Origin of the sequence: Rhodococcus sp. YH1 (assembly GCF_009939605.1) — a bacterium.
In the GTDB taxonomy this organism is placed as follows: Bacteria; Actinomycetota; Actinomycetes; order Mycobacteriales; family Mycobacteriaceae; genus Rhodococcus; species Rhodococcus aetherivorans.
The window spans coordinates 1-16,782 of record NZ_WVTE01000296.1 but is presented as its reverse complement, the minus strand read 5'-3'; the positions used below and the strand labels follow the sequence as shown (position 1 = coordinate 16,782).

The window sequence follows — 16,782 nt, the reverse complement described above, 5'->3', positions numbered from 1 at the left end:
GGTCAGCGTGACGGCGCCGTCGCGCACGGCGACGCGGTCCGAGCCGGCGTGCGCGGTGAGCACGTCGGGCAGCAGGCGTACGTCCTCGACGTGCGGGCCACGCGCGGGGACGAGGCCGGCGAGTTCGCCGGGCGCCGCGAGCGGCAGGTCGCCCACCGCGTGGTCGGCCGACCGCGCGAACGCGCCGAGGAAGTCGAGGAACCGGCGGTGGTGCCGGATGAGCGTCTCATCGCCGTACCGGCGCGGGTTGGCCTCGAAGTCCACCCGCGTGCTGCGCCCGGCGATCCCGGCGTACACGTTCACCGACAGGTCGTCGACCGGGCCTGTGGAGAGCAGGTTGTACTCGCCGGTGATGTCGCCGTACGCGTACTCCGGGTTGAACATCATCAGGTTCACCACGGGCCCGAACGCGCTGCGGGTCTCCCGGTGATCGCCGACGGCGTGCAGGTCGCGCAGCATGTCCTCGTAGCGGTACCGCTGGTGCCGCAGCGCCCCGGTCAGCTCCACCTGCACGCGCCGCACCAGGTCGGCGACGGTCACGTCCGGTTCCACGCCCACCCGCAGCGGCACGATGTTCGAGATCGAGCCCGCCGAGCGGCGCAGCGGCGCGGTGGTGCGGGCCGAGACCGGCAGGCTCAGCGCGACGTCCGTGGTGCCGGTCATGCGGGCCAGGTAGGCGGCGAAGGCGGCGACGACGATCGGGACGTCGGTGGAGTTGGCGTCGCGGGCCAACTCGGCGACGGCGTCGGTCACCTCGGCGCCGAGCGCCGCACCGACGTGTCGGCACGGCATCGTGGGGGCGGCGGAGCCGGCGGCGAGCGTGACGGGTTGCGGCAGGTCCACCAGGCGCTGCCTCCAGTGCTCGCGGTCGGTGGCCTGCCGGGTGCTGCCGACGTAGGCGAGCTCGTGTTCGGCGATTTGCTCGAGGCTCAGCACCCCGAGCGGCGGCGGTTCCTCCCCGCGCGCCCACGCCGTGTACAGCTCGGCGCTGCGGCCGAGCATCACCATGCCGCCGTGCCCGTCGAGGGCGAGGTGGTGGATGTAGGTGAAGAGGTAGAAGTGCTCGTCGGCGAGCCGGATCAGCGTGGTGGCGATGAGCCGGTCGTGCAGCGGGTCGAGCGGACGGGTGTAGGTCTCGTCCATCCACCGTCGCGCCTCGGCCTCGGCGTCGTCGTGGCCGCGCAGGTCCAGGTAGCCGGGGTAGTCGTCGACGTCGGGAATCACCCGTTGCCGAGGCTCCCCGTCGACCATCTCGAGGAACAGCGTCCCGGATTCGACCTCGCGGGCCGCCTGGTTGCAGGCCGCGCGGATCAGGTCCGCGTCGAGCGGGCCGTGCAGGTCCAGGTACTGGGCGATGGTGAACGGGACGTCCGGGGTGAGCTGCTGAGCAAACCACAGTCCACGCTGACTCGTGGACATGGCAAAAGACGGCACCGCACCCCCTCGTTTTCCCTCGAGACCGACGGGCGTGCAGTGGAACCCCTCGATCGACCACGGCGTGGACGCCTCCCTGCATCCATCACCGTCGAATACATCGACCCTAACGATCCCGAGCGTTACTCACCACTCGAACCGACCATCCGACCGGTTTCTCGGATATGGTCGCCGCGGAGGAATCGAAGGGGGTTTGACCGCGTGAACGATGTTACCGACGAGTCACTTTCGCCGGAACCACGGCGGCGCAAGGTGCGCCGACGCAAGACCGACGAGCAGATCGCCGCCGAGCGCCACAAGCGCCGGACCGTCGCGATCGGTTGCACCGCAGGAGCGGTCGTCGTCGTCGGTCTCGGTGCATGGCTGGCTTACGAAGGGCTGCAGGCGAAGTCGAGCCTCGAACAGGCACGGGACTATGCCACCAGTTCGAAAGAGGCTCTGCTGGCGGGTGATACCGAGACGGCCCTGCGCACCGCCGGCGACGCCGACAAGTACGCGAAGCAGGCCCAGGACTCCACCCACTCGCTGCCGTGGAGCATCGCCGCGGCGATCCCCTGGCTCGGCAGTCCCTTCGCCTCGAGCCAGCAGATGAGCGACGTTGTGACAGGCCTCACATCGGATGTTCTGGTGCCTGCCGTGGATGCCGGCTCGGCCGTCTCCCCCGATCAGCTGATCCTCGACGGCGCCCGCATCAACCTCGCCGCACTGCGCGACGCCGCCCCCGTCCTCGAGACCACCGCGGCAGCGGCCGCCGAGCTCGACGCCCGAGCGCAGGACGTCGACGCCACCTACCTCGGCCCGATCGACGACGCGCGCGTCCAATTGCAGGATCAGACAGCCGAATTGTCCGGTTTGCTCACCAACACGGCCACCGCGGCGCAGATCGCGCCGGCCATGCTCGGCGCCGACGGGCCGCGCAGCTACTTCATCGGCTTCCAGACCAATGCGGAGGCCCGGGGCACGGGCGGCCTGCTCGGCGGGTTCGGCATCGTCCGCGCGGCCGACGGTGCGGTGCGGGTCGACGACCTGGCGAGCAACCGGGAACTTCGCACGAACTACCAGCCCATCGACCTCGGACCCGACTTCGCCCGCACCTACGGGCACAGCCGGCCGACGGTGGACTTCCGCAACAGCAATGTCAGCTCCCATTTCCCGTACGCGGCGCAGATCTGGCAGTCGATCTGGCAGCAGGAGTCGGGCGAGCGGGTCGACGGCGCGGTGGCCACGGATCCGGTGGCGCTCAGCTACGTCCTCGAGGTGGTCGGGCCGGTGACGTTGCCGGGCGGGGAGAAGATCACGGCCGACAACGTCGTCGAACTGACCGAATCCACGGCGTACTCGCGTTTCGGCGACAACCAGGCGGCCCGCAAGCAATACCTGGAACGGGTGGCATCGGCGGTCGTCCAGAAGATGACGGGCAGCATCAGCCGCCCCCAGGCCCTGCTGGAAGCCCTCGGCCGCGCGGCGAGCGAAGGGCGGCTCGCCGTGTGGAGCGCCAACCCGCACGAGCAGGCGGTTCTTGCGGGAACACCGCTCGGCCACACGGTTCCCGAGGATCCCGCCCCGTACGCGGGCGTGGTCGTCAACAATCTCGGTGGCAACAAGCTGGACTACTACCTGCGACGCGAGATCGAGTACACCGCCGGCTCCTGCGACGGCGATACCCGGAACTCCACGATCACGGTCCGGCTGAGCAACGACCTGCCGGCCGGTGACTACACCGATTACGTGGCAGGCATGTTCGACAACCCGGTGGGTGCTCCGTTCGGTTCCAATCTCACGGACTTGTCGCTGGTCGCCACCCAGGGCGCAAAGCTCGACAAGGTAACGGTGAACGGGACAGCGGCCATGAGCTTCACAGGCAAGGAACTGGGCCACCCGGTGTACAGCGTCCAGCTCCCGGTTCCCCGCGGCGAGACCGCCGAGATCGTCTTCGAGCTGACGGAACCTGTCGTCGAGGGAGAGGCACGCATCCCGGTCCAGCCACTCGTCGACGAGCCGGAATTCAGCGTGGAGGTGCCCGCCTGCGGCTAGGACCGGGCGGGCGGCCTCACAGCCACCGACCCGGCCCACCTCGCTTGTAGCGGCGGTAGGACGCCCAGAAACCCCATGCTGCGATTCCGAATCCGACGAACGACAGGAGATCGGATTCGGTGAGACCGTGGCCCGGGTTGAATACGTACAGCACCCGGCCCTCGAGCGGTCCGCTGAGCGCGAGCCACAGAAACGATGCCACTGCGACGGCTGTGCTCGACAGAGCATTCGGTCGAGCCAGGCACCATGCGGAGGCGGCGAAGAGCGAACACATGAAGACCAGGGCTTGGAAGATTTCCGGACTGACGATCTTGCACCCCTGATCTCACGTGGCGGCCGATTCGATGAGCTTCAACGGTACTGGCCGCGAGGAAGAACCTCGCGGTCAGCGCCTGTTCTATGCCCGGGATTACGTTCTCGGACGGGGTCGCTCGGTCACTTCTCGATCACCGATTCTCCCGCCTCGCGATAGGTAGTCTCGGTGGCGTCCTTCTGCGGTCGCCACCAGTGCTCGTGGGTGCGGTACCAGTCGATGGTCGCGGCCAGGCCCTCGCGGAAGTCCCGGTAGCGGGGGGTCCAGCCGAGCTCGGTGCGCAGGCGGGTGGCGTCGATGGCGTAGCGCAGGTCGTGGCCGGGGCGGTCGGTGACGAAGTCGAAGTCGCCCCGATCCTTACCGCACAGCTCGAGGATGGTCTCGACGACGGTGCGGTTGTTCGTCTCGCCGTCCGCGCCGATCAAATAGGTCTGGCCGATCTCGCCCTTGTCGATGATCGTCCACACCGCCCGGTTGTGGTCGTCGACGTGGATCCAGTCCCGCACGTTCGCCCCGGTGCCGTACAGCTTGGGCCGGATCCCGTCGAGGACGTTGGTGATCTGCCGCGGGATGAACTTCTCCACGTGCTGATAGGGGCCGTAGTTGTTCGAGCAGTTCGAGATCGTCGCGGCCACCCCGAACGAGCGCACCCACGCGCGCACCAGCAGGTCCGAGCCGGCCTTGGTCGACGAGTACGGGCTCGACGGGTTGTAGGCGGTGGCCTCGGTGAACCGGGCCGGATCGTCGAGCTCGAGATCGCCGTACACCTCGTCGGTGGAGATGTGGTGATACCGCACCGAATGCCGGCGCACCGCCTCGAGCAGGGTGAACGTGCCGATCAGGTTGGTCTGCACGAACGGCGACGGATCGGCCAGGGAGTTGTCGTTGTGCGACTCGGCGGCGAAATGCACCACCAGATCCGACTCGGCCACCAGCGCGTCGACCAGGTCCGCGTCGGCGACGTCGCCGCGGACGAAGCGGATCTTCTCGGCGACCGGGTCGAGGGAGGCGAGGTTGCCGGCGTAGGTGAGCTTGTCGAGCACGGTCACCCGCGCCTCGGGGCGGTCGGCGACGGTCCGATGCACGAAGTTCGCACCGATGAAACCGGCACCGCCGGTGACGAGCAATCGCATTGAAATGGACCCTCCGTAATTTCGCCCCAACTCGCCGGTAGCGAACGACAATGAAAGACTGTGCCCCATGCGCGGAATCATTCTCGCCGGGGGGACCGGATCGCGGCTACATCCGATCACTCTTGGTCCGAGTAAGCAACTCGTACCGGTCTACGACAAGCCGATGATCTACTACCCGCTCTCGACCCTCATGCTCGCCGGGATCCGCGACATCCTGATCATCACCACCCCACACGATTCGGAGCAGTTTCAGCGCCTGCTCGGCGACGGGTCGCGCTACGGGGTGAACCTGACCTACCGGGTCCAGCCGGAGCCGAACGGGCTCGCCCAGGCGTTCGTGCTCGGCGCCGAGCACATCGGTAGTGAGTCCGCAGCCCTCGTGTTGGGGGACAACATCTTCTATGGACCCGGAATCGGATCGCAACTGAGCCGATTCAGCAACATCGACGGCGGCGCAGTGTTCGCCTACCGCGTCTCCGATCCCAGGGCCTACGGGGTGATCGAGTTCGACTCCGAGGGCCGGGCGCTCTCGCTCGAGGAGAAGCCGGCCACCCCGAAGTCGAACTTCGCGGTGCCCGGGTTGTACTTCTACGACAACGACGTCGTCGCCATCGCCCGCGGCCTGCGCCCGTCGGACCGCGGCGAATACGAGATCACCGACATCAACCGCACCTACCTCGAGGCCGGCCGGCTCCAGGTCGAGGTCCTGCCGCGCGGCACCGCCTGGCTCGACACCGGCACCTTCGACTCGCTGCTCGACGCCGGCAACTACGTCCGTACCATCGAACAACGCCAGGGCCTGAAGATCGGCGCCCCCGAGGAGGTCGCGTGGCGGCGCGGCTTCATCACCGACGACGACCTGCGCGCCCTGGCCGCGCCGCTGGTCAAATCCGGCTACGGCAGCTACCTGCTCGACCTGCTCGACCGGGAAGGACACTGACGGTGCACTACCGCGAACTGAAGATCCCCGGCGCCTACGAGATCACCCCCCGACAGTTCGGCGACGACCGCGGCGTCTTCTACGAGTGGTTCAAACAGCCCACCTTCACCGACGCCGCCGGACGCGCCCTCGACCTCGCCCAGGCCAACTGCTCGGTCTCCGCCGCCGGGGTGCTGCGCGGCATCCACTACGCCGACGTCCCCCCCGGGCAGGCCAAGTACGTCACCTGCCCGGCCGGCGCGGTGCTCGACGTCGTCGTCGACCTGCGCGTCGGCTCCCCCACCTTCGGGCAGTGGGACGCGGTGCTGCTCGACGACGTCGACCGCCGCGCGATCTTCCTTCTAGATCCGATTCTACTTTGCTAGCGCCGATTCAACCCTCTGCCCTGGTGAACCTGGTTCAAATAACAACACATCACGAACCCAAGGCGGTCTTAAAATCCCGAGATCCGATACGAGCCTGCGGGTTGAGACGCTGACCTTCCAAACCGCCAGAGTGGAACCCATTCGCACAACCGCTTACCTCAAGTCTGCACAGCCTGATCGTAGCCAGCAAGAACGCAATCAGCACCCACAGCCACGGTCGCCCAAACGCATTATTGAACTGCATCACTCCAGGTAGGAGCGCTAGTGCAACCCACGGCCCCCATACAGTAGGGACGCCGAAACCTGCCCCCACTCGCCGTGGCAAATACCACGAGACCATCCACGCCCATACCAAGAAAAATACCAAGCCTCCGACGCCGAACTTCCAGTAGAAATCAAACGACAGGACATTACTCGTCGTCGGAACCACTCGATTACGCACCACGTCGAACACTTTCACAAACTCAGAGCCAAACGGAGAGAAATCACCACCGTTCGCAAGCCTGATTGCAAAGATATCCAACTGGCGCGTATCAAGGGACGTTATCTGACGAACCCTCTGCCCCGCACTCACCGATCTGTAAACGAAAAGTCCGGAGAACACGCTGAAGCCAGCAACGAGTGCGAGCGCAGCAGGTTTTGCCCAACGCCTGAGGGCCGGAATTGATACTAGTGCCAAGCTCACAGCAATCACCAACGCCGACCGAGTGAAGATTGCCAGAACCAACGCAGCGAGCAAGACAGAGCACCATCGCAGTCCCATCGCCACCGCGCCAGCGAGAATCAGCACCGAAAAAAGTGCCACCCAGGTCGGCTCATTGAATAGCAGTACCGGACGCGGCAGACCAAAAAGTCGGACCCCCATGCTGGCGCTACGCGCCGGAAAAAGGGCCACCTGGATCAGACACCCCAGGGCTAGCGCAACTGTCACCACACGAACGACCGTCCTGAGCTGAGAAGACGAAAGCGAGCAAAACAACCCATACGCCAGCAGGAACAGCGCGCCATTCGCAAAGAGCTGAAGGAAATACCCCGTACGGCTACCCGAACCGAACAACATAACCGCCGGCATACCAACTGCCACGCCGACTACCAGCAACAAGAAGACGGAACCAAACAGCGGCCGAGCACCGCGAGTCCCCATAACAATCATCGGGAACATTATGAAGCACAAGATGTGAGCAAAATAGAACGAATACCCGCCATATCCAATGACCACTCGTTCAGTCGTACTTCCCACAACGAGAAGAACGCATAATGTCACATTCAGGCCACTTACAGGACTGGCACGAGAGAAATCTCCATTAGACGACCTGGCCCAATCTAACGTTCTGGTAGTCATCGTCATGAGTTCACCTGCCCGCCGACTCAGATCTACGTCCTAAACTGCGAGTCGGGTACACACTCGAATCAAGGTTTTGAACGAGGAAATCTTCCGGGTCTCCGAAAGAGCTCGGATATTTCCACACTGAATCGCCATTCATTCCCACGCGTAAGGATTCAAGCTTCTGCAGGTCACCGACCACTTCAACCGAATTTCCCGCAATCAGCCCAGCTAAGCCAGGGTGAAATCTCATTGTGAAGACGGTTCCGCACTCCATCAATCGCCGAAACGGCTCTGTGCAGCTTCTCCATCCGCCATTAAACCTCAAGGCTTCAGTGTCACCGCCCATGTCCGCGTAAACAGAAGCCAAGTCCTTCAGGACCGCACCGTCACTCCAATGAAACTCGAACAGTTCTAACCTCAGGCCATTGCGGCTCCAATCCACCATCCGAACCGCAATAGCACGAAGGTCCTCCTGCCGAAGCGTCTCCTGCGAGTCTCTAGCACGCTCAAAACTCGGCCACCGATACCTATCCAGTAGCACGATGCCAACGGTTCTTGGACGGCGCTTACAAGCCGGTGCCATATGATAAAAGAGACTACTGGCGGGGTCACGTACAAGGACGGCATCTATGCCATTAGCCGCCAGCACATCCACACTCTTCTGATCGCGCACAGAAATCCCTCTTGCCATCGAAAGCGCCTTACAAACTCCTCGGGAAACCCACCTATCCGAATAAAGTACAGGCGACACGCCGATACCGTGCACCAGAACGGTGTAGCCCAGGATCCTTGCTATGAGAAGCTTGCCGCAATATTCCAACACCAACCGATGAACATTGACATCGTCCATCTTTCCCTCAAGCAACCCTCCGCCCCCCAGGATCGCCACATCGAGACTCGATCCAGCACGCGGAATCGATCTCCAGGTCTCGATCAACCCCGCGAACCCGTCACCGCAGAAGTGCATTTGAGCTCCAGGAACGTCCGCCTCAAGGAGGTCAAAATCAGGCCTCCTACCGATCACTCTCACGGAGTCAAAATTCAGCGCACGAGCAGACTCGACAATACTCACAGCAACAATATCGTCGCCAAAGTTCGAATTTCCATATGCACCAATCAGCACCAGCGATCGCCGCGGTGCAGGGGTATCTGCACTAGATTTGCCCGAGCCCGTTCGGCGTTTACTAATCATGAAGGCGCCAGGCCTGGTCCGGGAAAGGGCGATGCAAAACAGCGCCAATGAAAAAACACGGATTTTACGCACGATGTCAGTGACGAGTGAGGACATCGAATACTCCGTCCAGCAGTGAAAGAAGATTGTTCTCCTCAAGCCGAAGTGGGGTAAATTGACCACTCCATGAATACTCCTCCATCCGCGCAATCAAACCATGAACTGCATTCTGGTCTGGGACGCTCCCAACGGCCTTCGTGATAGATTCCGAAATAAGTCTAGGATCACGAACATCCATTGTAATGCCATAGCCGCCGTAGAAGGGGCTTCCGTAGCACACAACAGGCTTTCCTAACTTGAGAGCTTCGAATCCAAGCGTCGAGGCAAGCGTGAATACCACATCACAGCCATTGATCGCATCCACATAGCTTGTTTGCGGATTCAGGAATCCGATGTTCGGAATATCTCTGATCTCTCGCAATAACAGTTGATGGTGCGCCTCAAGGTGATGAGGATGGGGCTTTATCCAGAGCCGATAGCCCGGCGGCAGTGTCGAAGCGACGTACTTCAAGAGGTGCACCTGAGGCACGGCATGTCGTTCGCGAACGGCAACCTGAAAGTCTCGCTCGTCGTGCATCGGATATAGCACATTCACGCCATCCGCCTCTCCAAAAGTCGCCGGCGAAGGAATACGCGACAGAATGGCGGACTTTACACCGCTTATCGACTTGCGCTCATACCAAGTTCGCGGGTAAATTCCTGCATCGCGAATCTTAGTTTCGTAAAGACGAACAAGGGCGTCCCATTTCGAGTCCTGTAGATGGCTTCTGAACGTAGCCCGCGAGACCGCCGCTGCTCGACTCACCCTCGAAGCGCTGCCCGACGGCTTGTAGCCGACCTCCCCCGGATGTGGAACAAAGGGCGCCGACATCGAAGGGAGTAGCACGAAGCGCTCGTCAAGCGGAATAGCGTTAAAGTACAGTGAAACGCAATTGAAGTGCCTACCTAGGGCTTCGAACACAACTCGAGTCGTCTCACCTCCAACGGCAGAGACAATCACGTTCGGACCCCAACTCCGGAAGATGAATTCGCCCGTTGAAATTATTCGAAGTACGTGACGTCGCTTCGCAGCGGCCGTCGCGAAGTGCCAGTCCCGGTCAAAATCCGCCGCCATGCCAGGGTCCGGAAATCCGAGTTGAACCGCGAGCGAAGTATCGAATTGCGAGGTCGAAATATCCTTTGACATCGCGTGAATCGAATCAACGCCACATCCAGATAGCCTGGGAAGCCACGTCACAACGCGACATTCATACCCCTCTTCCCGCATACGTTCAGCCAAAAATCGATAGCCCTGAACTTCCGTTTCACCAACGGCGACAAACAACACCTTACGCTGTTGGACCATTTCACTTTCCTCCCCATGAGGCTCGGGACGACGCCCCCATGCGCAATGCGCGAGGGGCGCCATTATGTACTGGCACCGAACGACCTTCCCGCCGGGACGTGAACCACTGTTGCGAAGCCGCTATCACGAGATAGGATGTCGTTTGAACCAATGCATAGACGATCGTTTCGCTCGGCCGTGATATCGCAATGAACATAGCTGCTATTGCAGTTACTGCAATAAACTGCGTCGAGAGCGCTCCTAACGTGCCGACCGCCAATGATCGTTGACGCCAAGAGGAAAGATATAGCCGCGCGATTGCCCCGAGTAAGAGCACCAGCGATATTTCGATGGAGAACGAATATCCGTCATTAGCGAACTCACCCAATACCGTCGGCAATAGAATCAGCGCCGGAATAGACACTGCGAGTAGACTTGCGGTTGACCATAGGAATGGACCGAGCGGGCGGGTGGCGCCATCCAATAGACGGTTTGCAGAGAAAGTAATAACAGTGACCGCAACTGTAAAAGCAGACTCGATAACCGTCGATGATATTGAGAACTCCGCCATGGCAGTTTCGCCGAGATTGAGGCCCAGCAAATATCGCACCACAAAAACTAGGAGCCACGGCCCTACCAATGTTGGAATCGTTCTAATCCCGTCTAAAAACAACCGCCGAGGGCGCCCATACACTGGAGGCAGTGAATTCACACGAGCGTCTGGTCCGGTTCGGTCCGAAAGCCGCCAAGCTCCGGCCATGACGAGACCTGCCGATAGGAAACATCCCGCAGCCCAAGAAATCAATATTGCCGGCACGCTGGACCAGTTCATAAGATAAGGAATGCACATCGTCCATGTCAGGGCCGAGTTCACCCAAAGCAAGGATGCAGCTGCGGTCGCACGGTACCCAGCCCCGAGTAGGAGCTGGGAGGAAAATATCGCGCACCCGATTCCGTGGCAGACAATTGCTACCGCAAATGCCGAGATTGCCAGTTCCGTACTTGATTTCACGAACGGGCGGAGGACTGCGTACAATCCCACAACGGTCGGCAAGAAGGTGAGACCGCACGCCGTCAATCCTCGGATTATTCCAAAGTGGATATACTGTGTGCCGCTGTTTCTAACGATCTTCTGTAGATGAAGCGGAATGCCAAGGATGACCACCATTGGAAGCAGGCTTGAGACGGTCGTCAGCAGGTTAAGCAGCCCGTACTGTTCGGGTTCCAGCAGCCTGACCATCATGACAAACCGCACGGCAGTGAGCACCGCTAGGATCGACGCACTTCCCACGGACACAAGCAGCGGCCGCTTCCCTGTCTCCATACTGAGAACCCAGGGGGGCGCGACTAGGCGAGATGTCGCCATCACCCGAATACCAGGATTTTCGCGAGGTGGTCGCGCTCCCTCAGTCTTCACGTCGAGTCCCTCCAATCTGCAACGACGGGGTTACGAAGGCTGACTGAAGAGTTGCCCCATGGAAGATGACTCAGAGTGGATCCCGGCTGCCATGAGTAGATCACCGAGCTCCCGGAGAGCCCCGTGGCCACCTCGCTTCTTGAGGACGTGGCGTGCAACCCGCACGACGTCCGGCGCGGCGTCCGCCACGGCAATCGGCCACCCTACGTAGTTCATACACGCCAGATCGTTCACATCATTTCCGACATATGCGACCTTCTGTGGAGGAATCCCCAGCGCACTAATCCACTCGATAACGGCCGGTAGTTTGTTGTCGACGCCCTGGCGTACGTCTACTCTCAACTTTTCCGCTCGTCGGGAGACCACGGGATTTCTTTCCTTGGACAGGATGAGAATCGGTAGGCCGGCGTCGCGCAACATACTGATACCCATTCCATCGGACCGACTGACCTTCACATGTTCGCGGCCGTCCTCGCAGACGTACGCGGTGTCGTCAGTATGGACCCCATCGAAGTCGGTAACCAGCGCCGCTATCCCGGACAGATCGCCGATACTGCTGGCGTCCAGGTGAGCAAGGGATTCGGCAATCCTAAGGTCCACTTCCGTATCAATCTCAATTGCCGTCCACTCCGGAACCTCAAAGCCGACCGTTCTATCCATGAATCGCTGCCGACGCCTTCGAAATTTCTCCGTCCTCATTACGTAGAACGCTCCGGTCTCGGCGTATTCAATTCCGAGATCCTGTCGACGCTTCCTTGGACCTCCGATATGGTTTACGCCGACAAGTGCGCCATCGTGTTCCCTCCAAATAAAGCGGTGAGATTCCGCGACTGATAGCACCGTATCTGCACCGTGCTCATGCAGCCTACCGATCGCGTCGTCAAGGTCATTCGCTCGAATGAACGGACTAGTGCACTGTACAAACACGGTCGTAGAGGGCAACAGGCAATTGCGCTGTTCTAACTCGTCCAACGCATGGAGGAGCGCTGCCTCTGAACTTGCAATGTCCGATGCCAGTTCTTGAGGACGCATGATGACGGTTGCACCTGATTGACGCGACACCGAGGCGATCTCTTCGTCATCAGTTGAGACAACTACAAGCTCGATGCTTGCTGTTGCATTACAGACGTCGACTGCACGGGCTACAAGTTCACGCCCGCCGATTCGACGAAGGTTCTTTCTTAGAATCCCTTTTGACCCGCCGCGAGCGGGGATGATGGCCACCGCCGATCCCGTAGCGATGGTGTGTCCATCCGAAATTCCGCCCATATCAACGCCTCGCTGCGTGGATGCCTGAAGTGGAGGCTGCGATCGCCGAGGCCAGTGTGGCTTCGTACGAGGCACATACCTGCTCCCAGCCAAAGGACTCCGCTGCTCGCCGTTGAGCTGCCTCGCCGTACGCTTCTTGGCGTACGTTGTTCTTCAGTAGGTTGAGGACCGCCGAGGCGATGTCGCTCGGGTTTGGGGAGCAAAATTCGCCTGCAGCGCCGAGCACATGCCTATTGAAGGGGGTGTCCCGCGCGACGATCGGCGCACCACACGCCATAGCCTGAACGAGTGCTGGATTCGTTCCACCTACGCTGTGGCCATGGAAGTAAGCCCCCGCGTTTCTCCATAACGAGAAGAGCCTCAGATCATCACTGACATGGCCCATCCAGCGAACTCGCGGGTTCGTGTCGACAAGGGCTTGAACCTCATCCTCGATCGCCCCGCCATACCCTGAGGACCCAACGATCACGACGTCATAATTGCGACTGATCTCACGCGCTGCCTCAAGGAACTCAGGCACCGTATTCTCCGGAACGAATCGTGCGACGAGCAGAGCATACGCACCTCTTTCAAGGCCGTCGACCGGACCGAGATCACCTACTACGTCGCCTCCGTACGGTATGTAAGTGCCACTTCGGCCAAAGTCGCGCTCCCAGCGTCGCTGAATTTCAGGCGAGTCGTAGACAAGGTGATCGGCAAACTTGGCGGTCATCGTCGCGCCAATCCGAAATATAGACTTTGCCGCGGCCCCCCACTTGGCTCGCTCCCACTCGATTCCATCCACATTGAGCACAGATGGGATATTCGCGGCTTTCAGCATCGGAAGCCAATAACCGTTGGCTACATTCATGATTAGCGCAACATCGGGTTTCCTAGCGAGTGCTGATGCGGTCGACGAGAGGCCATATGTCAGCGTACTGAGGGACTTGGTCTCGATGCCCCAGGTATTAAGTACATTCACTCGTGGATCCCGCTCAGAGGCCTTGGTGGCCGCCGCGGCCGCTCGTCCGTACACAGTCACCGACCATCCACTGCCGGCTAGGTAGGGAGCCAATCGCCGTACCAACGTTTCGAAGCCACCGTAATAACTTGGGTATCCTCTTGTCCCGATGATTGCGACGGAACGGGTCACCATTTTCTCCTAGCGAGTATTGAAAATACGGTTATTATCGGAACGGACGTGGCTGGGCGAGCGAAGAAGGTCCACAATCGGGCGCCAGCTATCATCGACAGCCTTCACGTACGCCGCATGTGTTTGCGTATCGTGGTGGTTAGCTACAGCAGCTATCGTATGCGGCCAGGAATCGCTATTATTGACGAGACCCGGATAGTCTGCCCCTAGCAGTCTTGTCAAGAACTCCGTTCTTTCACCGACTACAGAAACTCCGCGTTCTACTGCCCGTACCGCGATGCCACTCTGCCAGTATTTCCGATACGGTATGACAACCACGTCACTGTCGTCCAGGGCACGGTCGAGATCGTCTTCACTCACAAAGCGATCGGTAACGCGCCAACCGTCAATATGAGGCCATCCACGTCCAATGATCTGGAGATCGTATTCCTCGGGCGAAAGAGTCTCGGCAATTTCGCGCAAAACGTCGACATTCCGCGAGGGTTTGAATTGTCCCAGCACGGAGACCACGCCCCGACGACCGGGCAATATTTCCCTCGCTGGCGGTGATGTACTCAGGACCGGGTGCAGTGCTATGCGAGGTCTAGTCCCTATAACCTGCACCGCCGCATTTGCGGCGCTTTCCGTGTGGCAGAGCCATTCGACGCGCATTGACCGTTTAGCGACAGCATTCCAGAATCGTCCGGTTAGGAATTGCCGGCGTATCGGGACCGGGTCGTGCGATATCTCAAGAATCCTAGATCGACTCCGTGACCATAACGACCCATCGAGCCATCCGAACGCTGGCCATATCACGATAGTGGGTAGATCCGAACGTGAGATCTCCCGCGCCTGTCGGATATGCGACAATCCACGTACGACTATGCTCCGAGAAGAGTCAATTGGAACCCGACTGTCGACCTGCGTAACCTCGACCTGAAGCCTCGCCAGAGTGTCGGATAGTTCGGAGGCGTAGTGCGCCAGCGTCGTCGGTAGGCAATTGAAAACGCGAACCTTCATGGCGCTAGCCTGGTGGGTCATCTTCACTCCGACCGGTCGTGCCACCTTCAGACTGCGAAGGAGCTTTCGTTAACTGGGGTCCACTTGAGTTTCTTTCGGGTGGCGATCTCCACGTCCAGCAGTTCCTCCTCCTTGTAACGAAGCGAGGCCGAGACGTGCTTCAGATCCCGTTTTAGGCGCCGGAGCCCGTCGGGTTCAAGGGAAGCCGAGTGGTCTGTTCCCTTGGCGGTGCGGTCTAGGGTGAAATGGCGCTCAACGGTGGTCGCCCCAAGGGTCATGGCCGCAACATCGGCGGCTATTCCAAGGTGATGGCCAGAGAAGCCGACACCGGACAGCTCGGATCCGTACGTATCCTTTAGGCGCTTGACCTCCATCAGCGCGAGCTGATCAAAGGGAACCGGATATCCGGAAGTACACGCATACAACACGACATCGTCGATGCGGCCTTTCGCTCGCAAGAAGTCAACGATCCGTTCTTCCTCCTCCCTCGTGGTCATACCAAGAGAAATGTGGATTTTTCCGCCGTATTCATCAATCAGCACAGAAAGGACGTCAAAGTTGAGGTTGGTCGCGGACGGAACCTTTATGAATTCGGGGTTGATACTTGCAACCTGCTTCGCCGACGGGACATCCCACACTGAAGTCGAGTAAACGACGCCTTCCTTCCTGCAGTGTTCAGCCAATTCAACGTGCTGTTCTATCGTGAATTCGAGAAACTCTCGGTGGGCACCATATGTCTCGCCGAAGCTGTGCATCGGATTCGGATGCGGCGCGTTGTACTCTTCCTCGGAGAAAAGAACCTTGTTGTCTCGCTTTTGAAATTTGACGGCATCAATCTCGCAGAAGTTTGCCGCGACGGAGATCATCTTCTTTGCGATCTCCAGGTCACCGGCATGATTGCAGCCGATTTCGGCAATGACGAATGGCACAATCGGATTTTGAGACACGACTACCTCCTGGCAGGTGTGGACATGCGCCCAGGTTATTGGAACGCGAACTGATTAATGTAGGTTGCGGCAGCGCTTGTTGTGGTATTCCACTTGATTCCGCATCGGCAAGTTGATCGATCGATGAGGACTCAGTAGGCGCCCTCACCGGCAATAACTGCCTTCACTGTCTTCGCGATTATCAATATATCGCTAACCATCGACCAGTTCTCGACATATGACAGGTCCAGGCGAACCGATTCGTCCCACGAAAGGTCCGAACGCCCACTCACCTGCCATAGCCCTGTCACGCCCGGCCTCACCAAAAGGCGCCGGCGTATCATGCCATCGTAGTTCTCAACCTCTCTACGCAGCGGAGGCCGAGGACCTACGACACTCATTTCCCGACGTACAACGTTGATGAATTGGGGGAGTTCGTCAATGCTATACCGGCGAATAAATCTGCCAACGCGCGTGATTCGCGGATCCTCCCGCATCTTGAAGAGAAGTCCGGCACCCTCGTTCTGCTTTATAAGAGCCGTTACTTGCTGGTCGGCGTCCATGACCATGGAGCGGAACTTGATCATGCCGAAGGGCTGACCGTCCAGACCAATACGTTCGGAACGGTAGAACACCGGTCCCTTGCTGTCCAACTTGATTGCCACGGCAACAACTGCGAAGACGGGAGCTAGCAAGAGGAGCGCAATGGTTGCGAAGATCAGATCAAATGCGCGCTTTCCGCTCCGCTTGGCGCCGTGGTAACTCGGCTTCTCCACGTGTATGAGGGGCAAGCCAGCAACGGGACGCATTTCCATGCGTGGGCCGGCCACGTCGACGACGCCGGTGGCAACCACGAGATCCGCCTCGTAGGGTTCGAGGTCCCAGACCAAGTCGCGGATTCCCTCGTGTCCGAGCGTTTCGGTTGCCGTCACGACGAC

The 16,782-nt window shown here is 60.2% G+C and carries 14 protein-coding genes and 1 pseudogene; 3 read left to right on the top strand and 12 right to left on the bottom strand.

From position 1 onward, the window contains the following. Positions 1-1,419, bottom strand: a 1,419-nt coding sequence (locus AIIKEEIJ_RS32275) for a condensation domain-containing protein (RefSeq protein ID WP_238406662.1), incomplete at its 3' end; no start/stop codon positions are given. A 267-nt stretch (positions 1,420-1,686) separates the two neighbouring features. Here AIIKEEIJ_RS32275 and AIIKEEIJ_RS32270 point away from each other — a divergent pair. Then, entirely contained in the window at positions 1,687-3,468 is a 1,782-nt protein-coding gene (locus AIIKEEIJ_RS32270; RefSeq protein ID WP_161997163.1) for a DUF4012 domain-containing protein, read from the top strand. Positions 3,469-3,484: 16 nt separating this feature from the next. On the opposite strand, the gene AIIKEEIJ_RS32265 is transcribed toward AIIKEEIJ_RS32270, so the two are convergent. Both AIIKEEIJ_RS32265 and rfbB read right to left on the bottom strand, forming a co-directional pair. Continuing rightward, entirely contained in the window at positions 3,485-3,670 is a 186-nt protein-coding gene (locus tag AIIKEEIJ_RS32265) for a hypothetical protein (RefSeq protein WP_237210703.1), read from the bottom strand. A 233-nt stretch (positions 3,671-3,903) separates the two neighbouring features. Further along, complete coding sequence (rfbB, locus tag AIIKEEIJ_RS32260; protein ID WP_161997261.1) at positions 3,904-4,914, bottom strand: dTDP-glucose 4,6-dehydratase; 1,011 nt, start codon at positions 4,912-4,914, stop codon at positions 3,904-3,906. Between the two features lie 67 nt (positions 4,915-4,981). Between rfbB and rfbA the strand changes: the two genes are divergently transcribed. Both rfbA and AIIKEEIJ_RS32250 read left to right on the top strand, forming a co-directional pair. Further along, on the top strand, positions 4,982-5,854 hold the full coding sequence (rfbA, locus tag AIIKEEIJ_RS32255) for a glucose-1-phosphate thymidylyltransferase RfbA (RefSeq protein ID WP_161997260.1): 873 nt from the start codon (positions 4,982-4,984) through the stop codon (positions 5,852-5,854). Positions 5,855-5,856: 2 nt separating this feature from the next. Beyond that, positions 5,857-6,195 (top strand): annotated as a pseudogene (locus tag AIIKEEIJ_RS32250) (dTDP-4-dehydrorhamnose 3,5-epimerase family protein); the annotation flags it as partial. Between the two features lie 73 nt (positions 6,196-6,268). On the opposite strand, the gene AIIKEEIJ_RS32245 reads toward AIIKEEIJ_RS32250, so the two are convergent. The 9 genes from AIIKEEIJ_RS32245 to AIIKEEIJ_RS32205 all read right to left on the bottom strand — a co-directional run. Further along, positions 6,269-7,438: a hypothetical protein gene (locus AIIKEEIJ_RS32245; RefSeq protein WP_161995318.1), complete on the bottom strand. Its 1,170-nt coding sequence runs from the start codon at positions 7,436-7,438 to the stop codon at positions 6,269-6,271. A 133-nt stretch (positions 7,439-7,571) separates the two neighbouring features. Further along, positions 7,572-8,834 (bottom strand): polysaccharide pyruvyl transferase family protein, encoded by a 1,263-nt coding sequence (locus AIIKEEIJ_RS32240; protein ID WP_161995317.1) that lies wholly within the window; start codon positions 8,832-8,834, stop codon positions 7,572-7,574. Further along, positions 8,815-10,122 carry a capsular polysaccharide export protein, LipB/KpsS family gene (locus tag AIIKEEIJ_RS32235; RefSeq protein ID WP_161995316.1) on the bottom strand — a complete coding sequence of 436 codons (1,308 nt, stop codon included), beginning with the start codon at positions 10,120-10,122 and terminating at the stop codon, positions 8,815-8,817. The genes AIIKEEIJ_RS32240 and AIIKEEIJ_RS32235 overlap by 20 nt, the downstream gene beginning before the upstream one ends. A gap of 1 nt (position 10,123) precedes the next feature. Then, on the bottom strand, positions 10,124-10,711 hold the full coding sequence (locus AIIKEEIJ_RS32230) for a hypothetical protein (RefSeq protein WP_161995315.1): 588 nt from the start codon (positions 10,709-10,711) through the stop codon (positions 10,124-10,126). 837 nt (positions 10,712-11,548) lie between these two features. Next, positions 11,549-12,742, bottom strand: a complete 1,194-nt coding sequence (locus tag AIIKEEIJ_RS32225; RefSeq protein WP_202916700.1) for an acylneuraminate cytidylyltransferase — start codon at positions 12,740-12,742, stop codon at positions 11,549-11,551. A gap of 46 nt (positions 12,743-12,788) precedes the next feature. Then, entirely contained in the window at positions 12,789-13,922 is a 1,134-nt protein-coding gene (locus AIIKEEIJ_RS32220) for a glycosyltransferase (protein WP_161995313.1), read from the bottom strand. Between the two features lie 6 nt (positions 13,923-13,928). Next, positions 13,929-14,429 (bottom strand): glycosyltransferase, encoded by a 501-nt coding sequence (locus AIIKEEIJ_RS32215; protein ID WP_161995312.1) that lies wholly within the window; start codon positions 14,427-14,429, stop codon positions 13,929-13,931. A gap of 536 nt (positions 14,430-14,965) precedes the next feature. Continuing rightward, the gene (locus AIIKEEIJ_RS32210; protein ID WP_202916699.1) at positions 14,966-15,865 is read right to left on the bottom strand and encodes an N-acetylneuraminate synthase family protein; all 900 of its coding nucleotides are present in this window, start codon (positions 15,863-15,865) and stop codon (positions 14,966-14,968) included. A gap of 131 nt (positions 15,866-15,996) precedes the next feature. Next, positions 15,997-16,782 (bottom strand): exopolysaccharide biosynthesis polyprenyl glycosylphosphotransferase (locus AIIKEEIJ_RS32205; RefSeq protein ID WP_161995311.1); only part of this gene is annotated, 786 nt, incomplete at its 5' end.

Excerpts from the sequence above, each read along its gene's own strand:
- AIIKEEIJ_RS32240 (WP_161995317.1), bottom strand. The coding sequence starts at position 8,834 with ATGTCCTCACTCGTCACTGACATCGTGCGTAAAATCCGTGTTTTTTCA.
- AIIKEEIJ_RS32235 (WP_161995316.1), bottom strand. The coding sequence starts at position 10,122 with ATGGTCCAACAGCGTAAGGTGTTGTTTGTCGCCGTTGGTGAAACGGAA.
- AIIKEEIJ_RS32220 (WP_161995313.1), bottom strand. The coding sequence starts at position 13,922 with ATGGTGACCCGTTCCGTCGCAATCATCGGGACAAGAGGATACCCAAGT.
- rfbB (WP_161997261.1), bottom strand. The coding sequence starts at position 4,914 with ATGCGATTGCTCGTCACCGGCGGTGCCGGTTTCATCGGTGCGAACTTC.
- rfbA (WP_161997260.1), top strand. The coding sequence starts at position 4,982 with ATGCGCGGAATCATTCTCGCCGGGGGGACCGGATCGCGGCTACATCCG.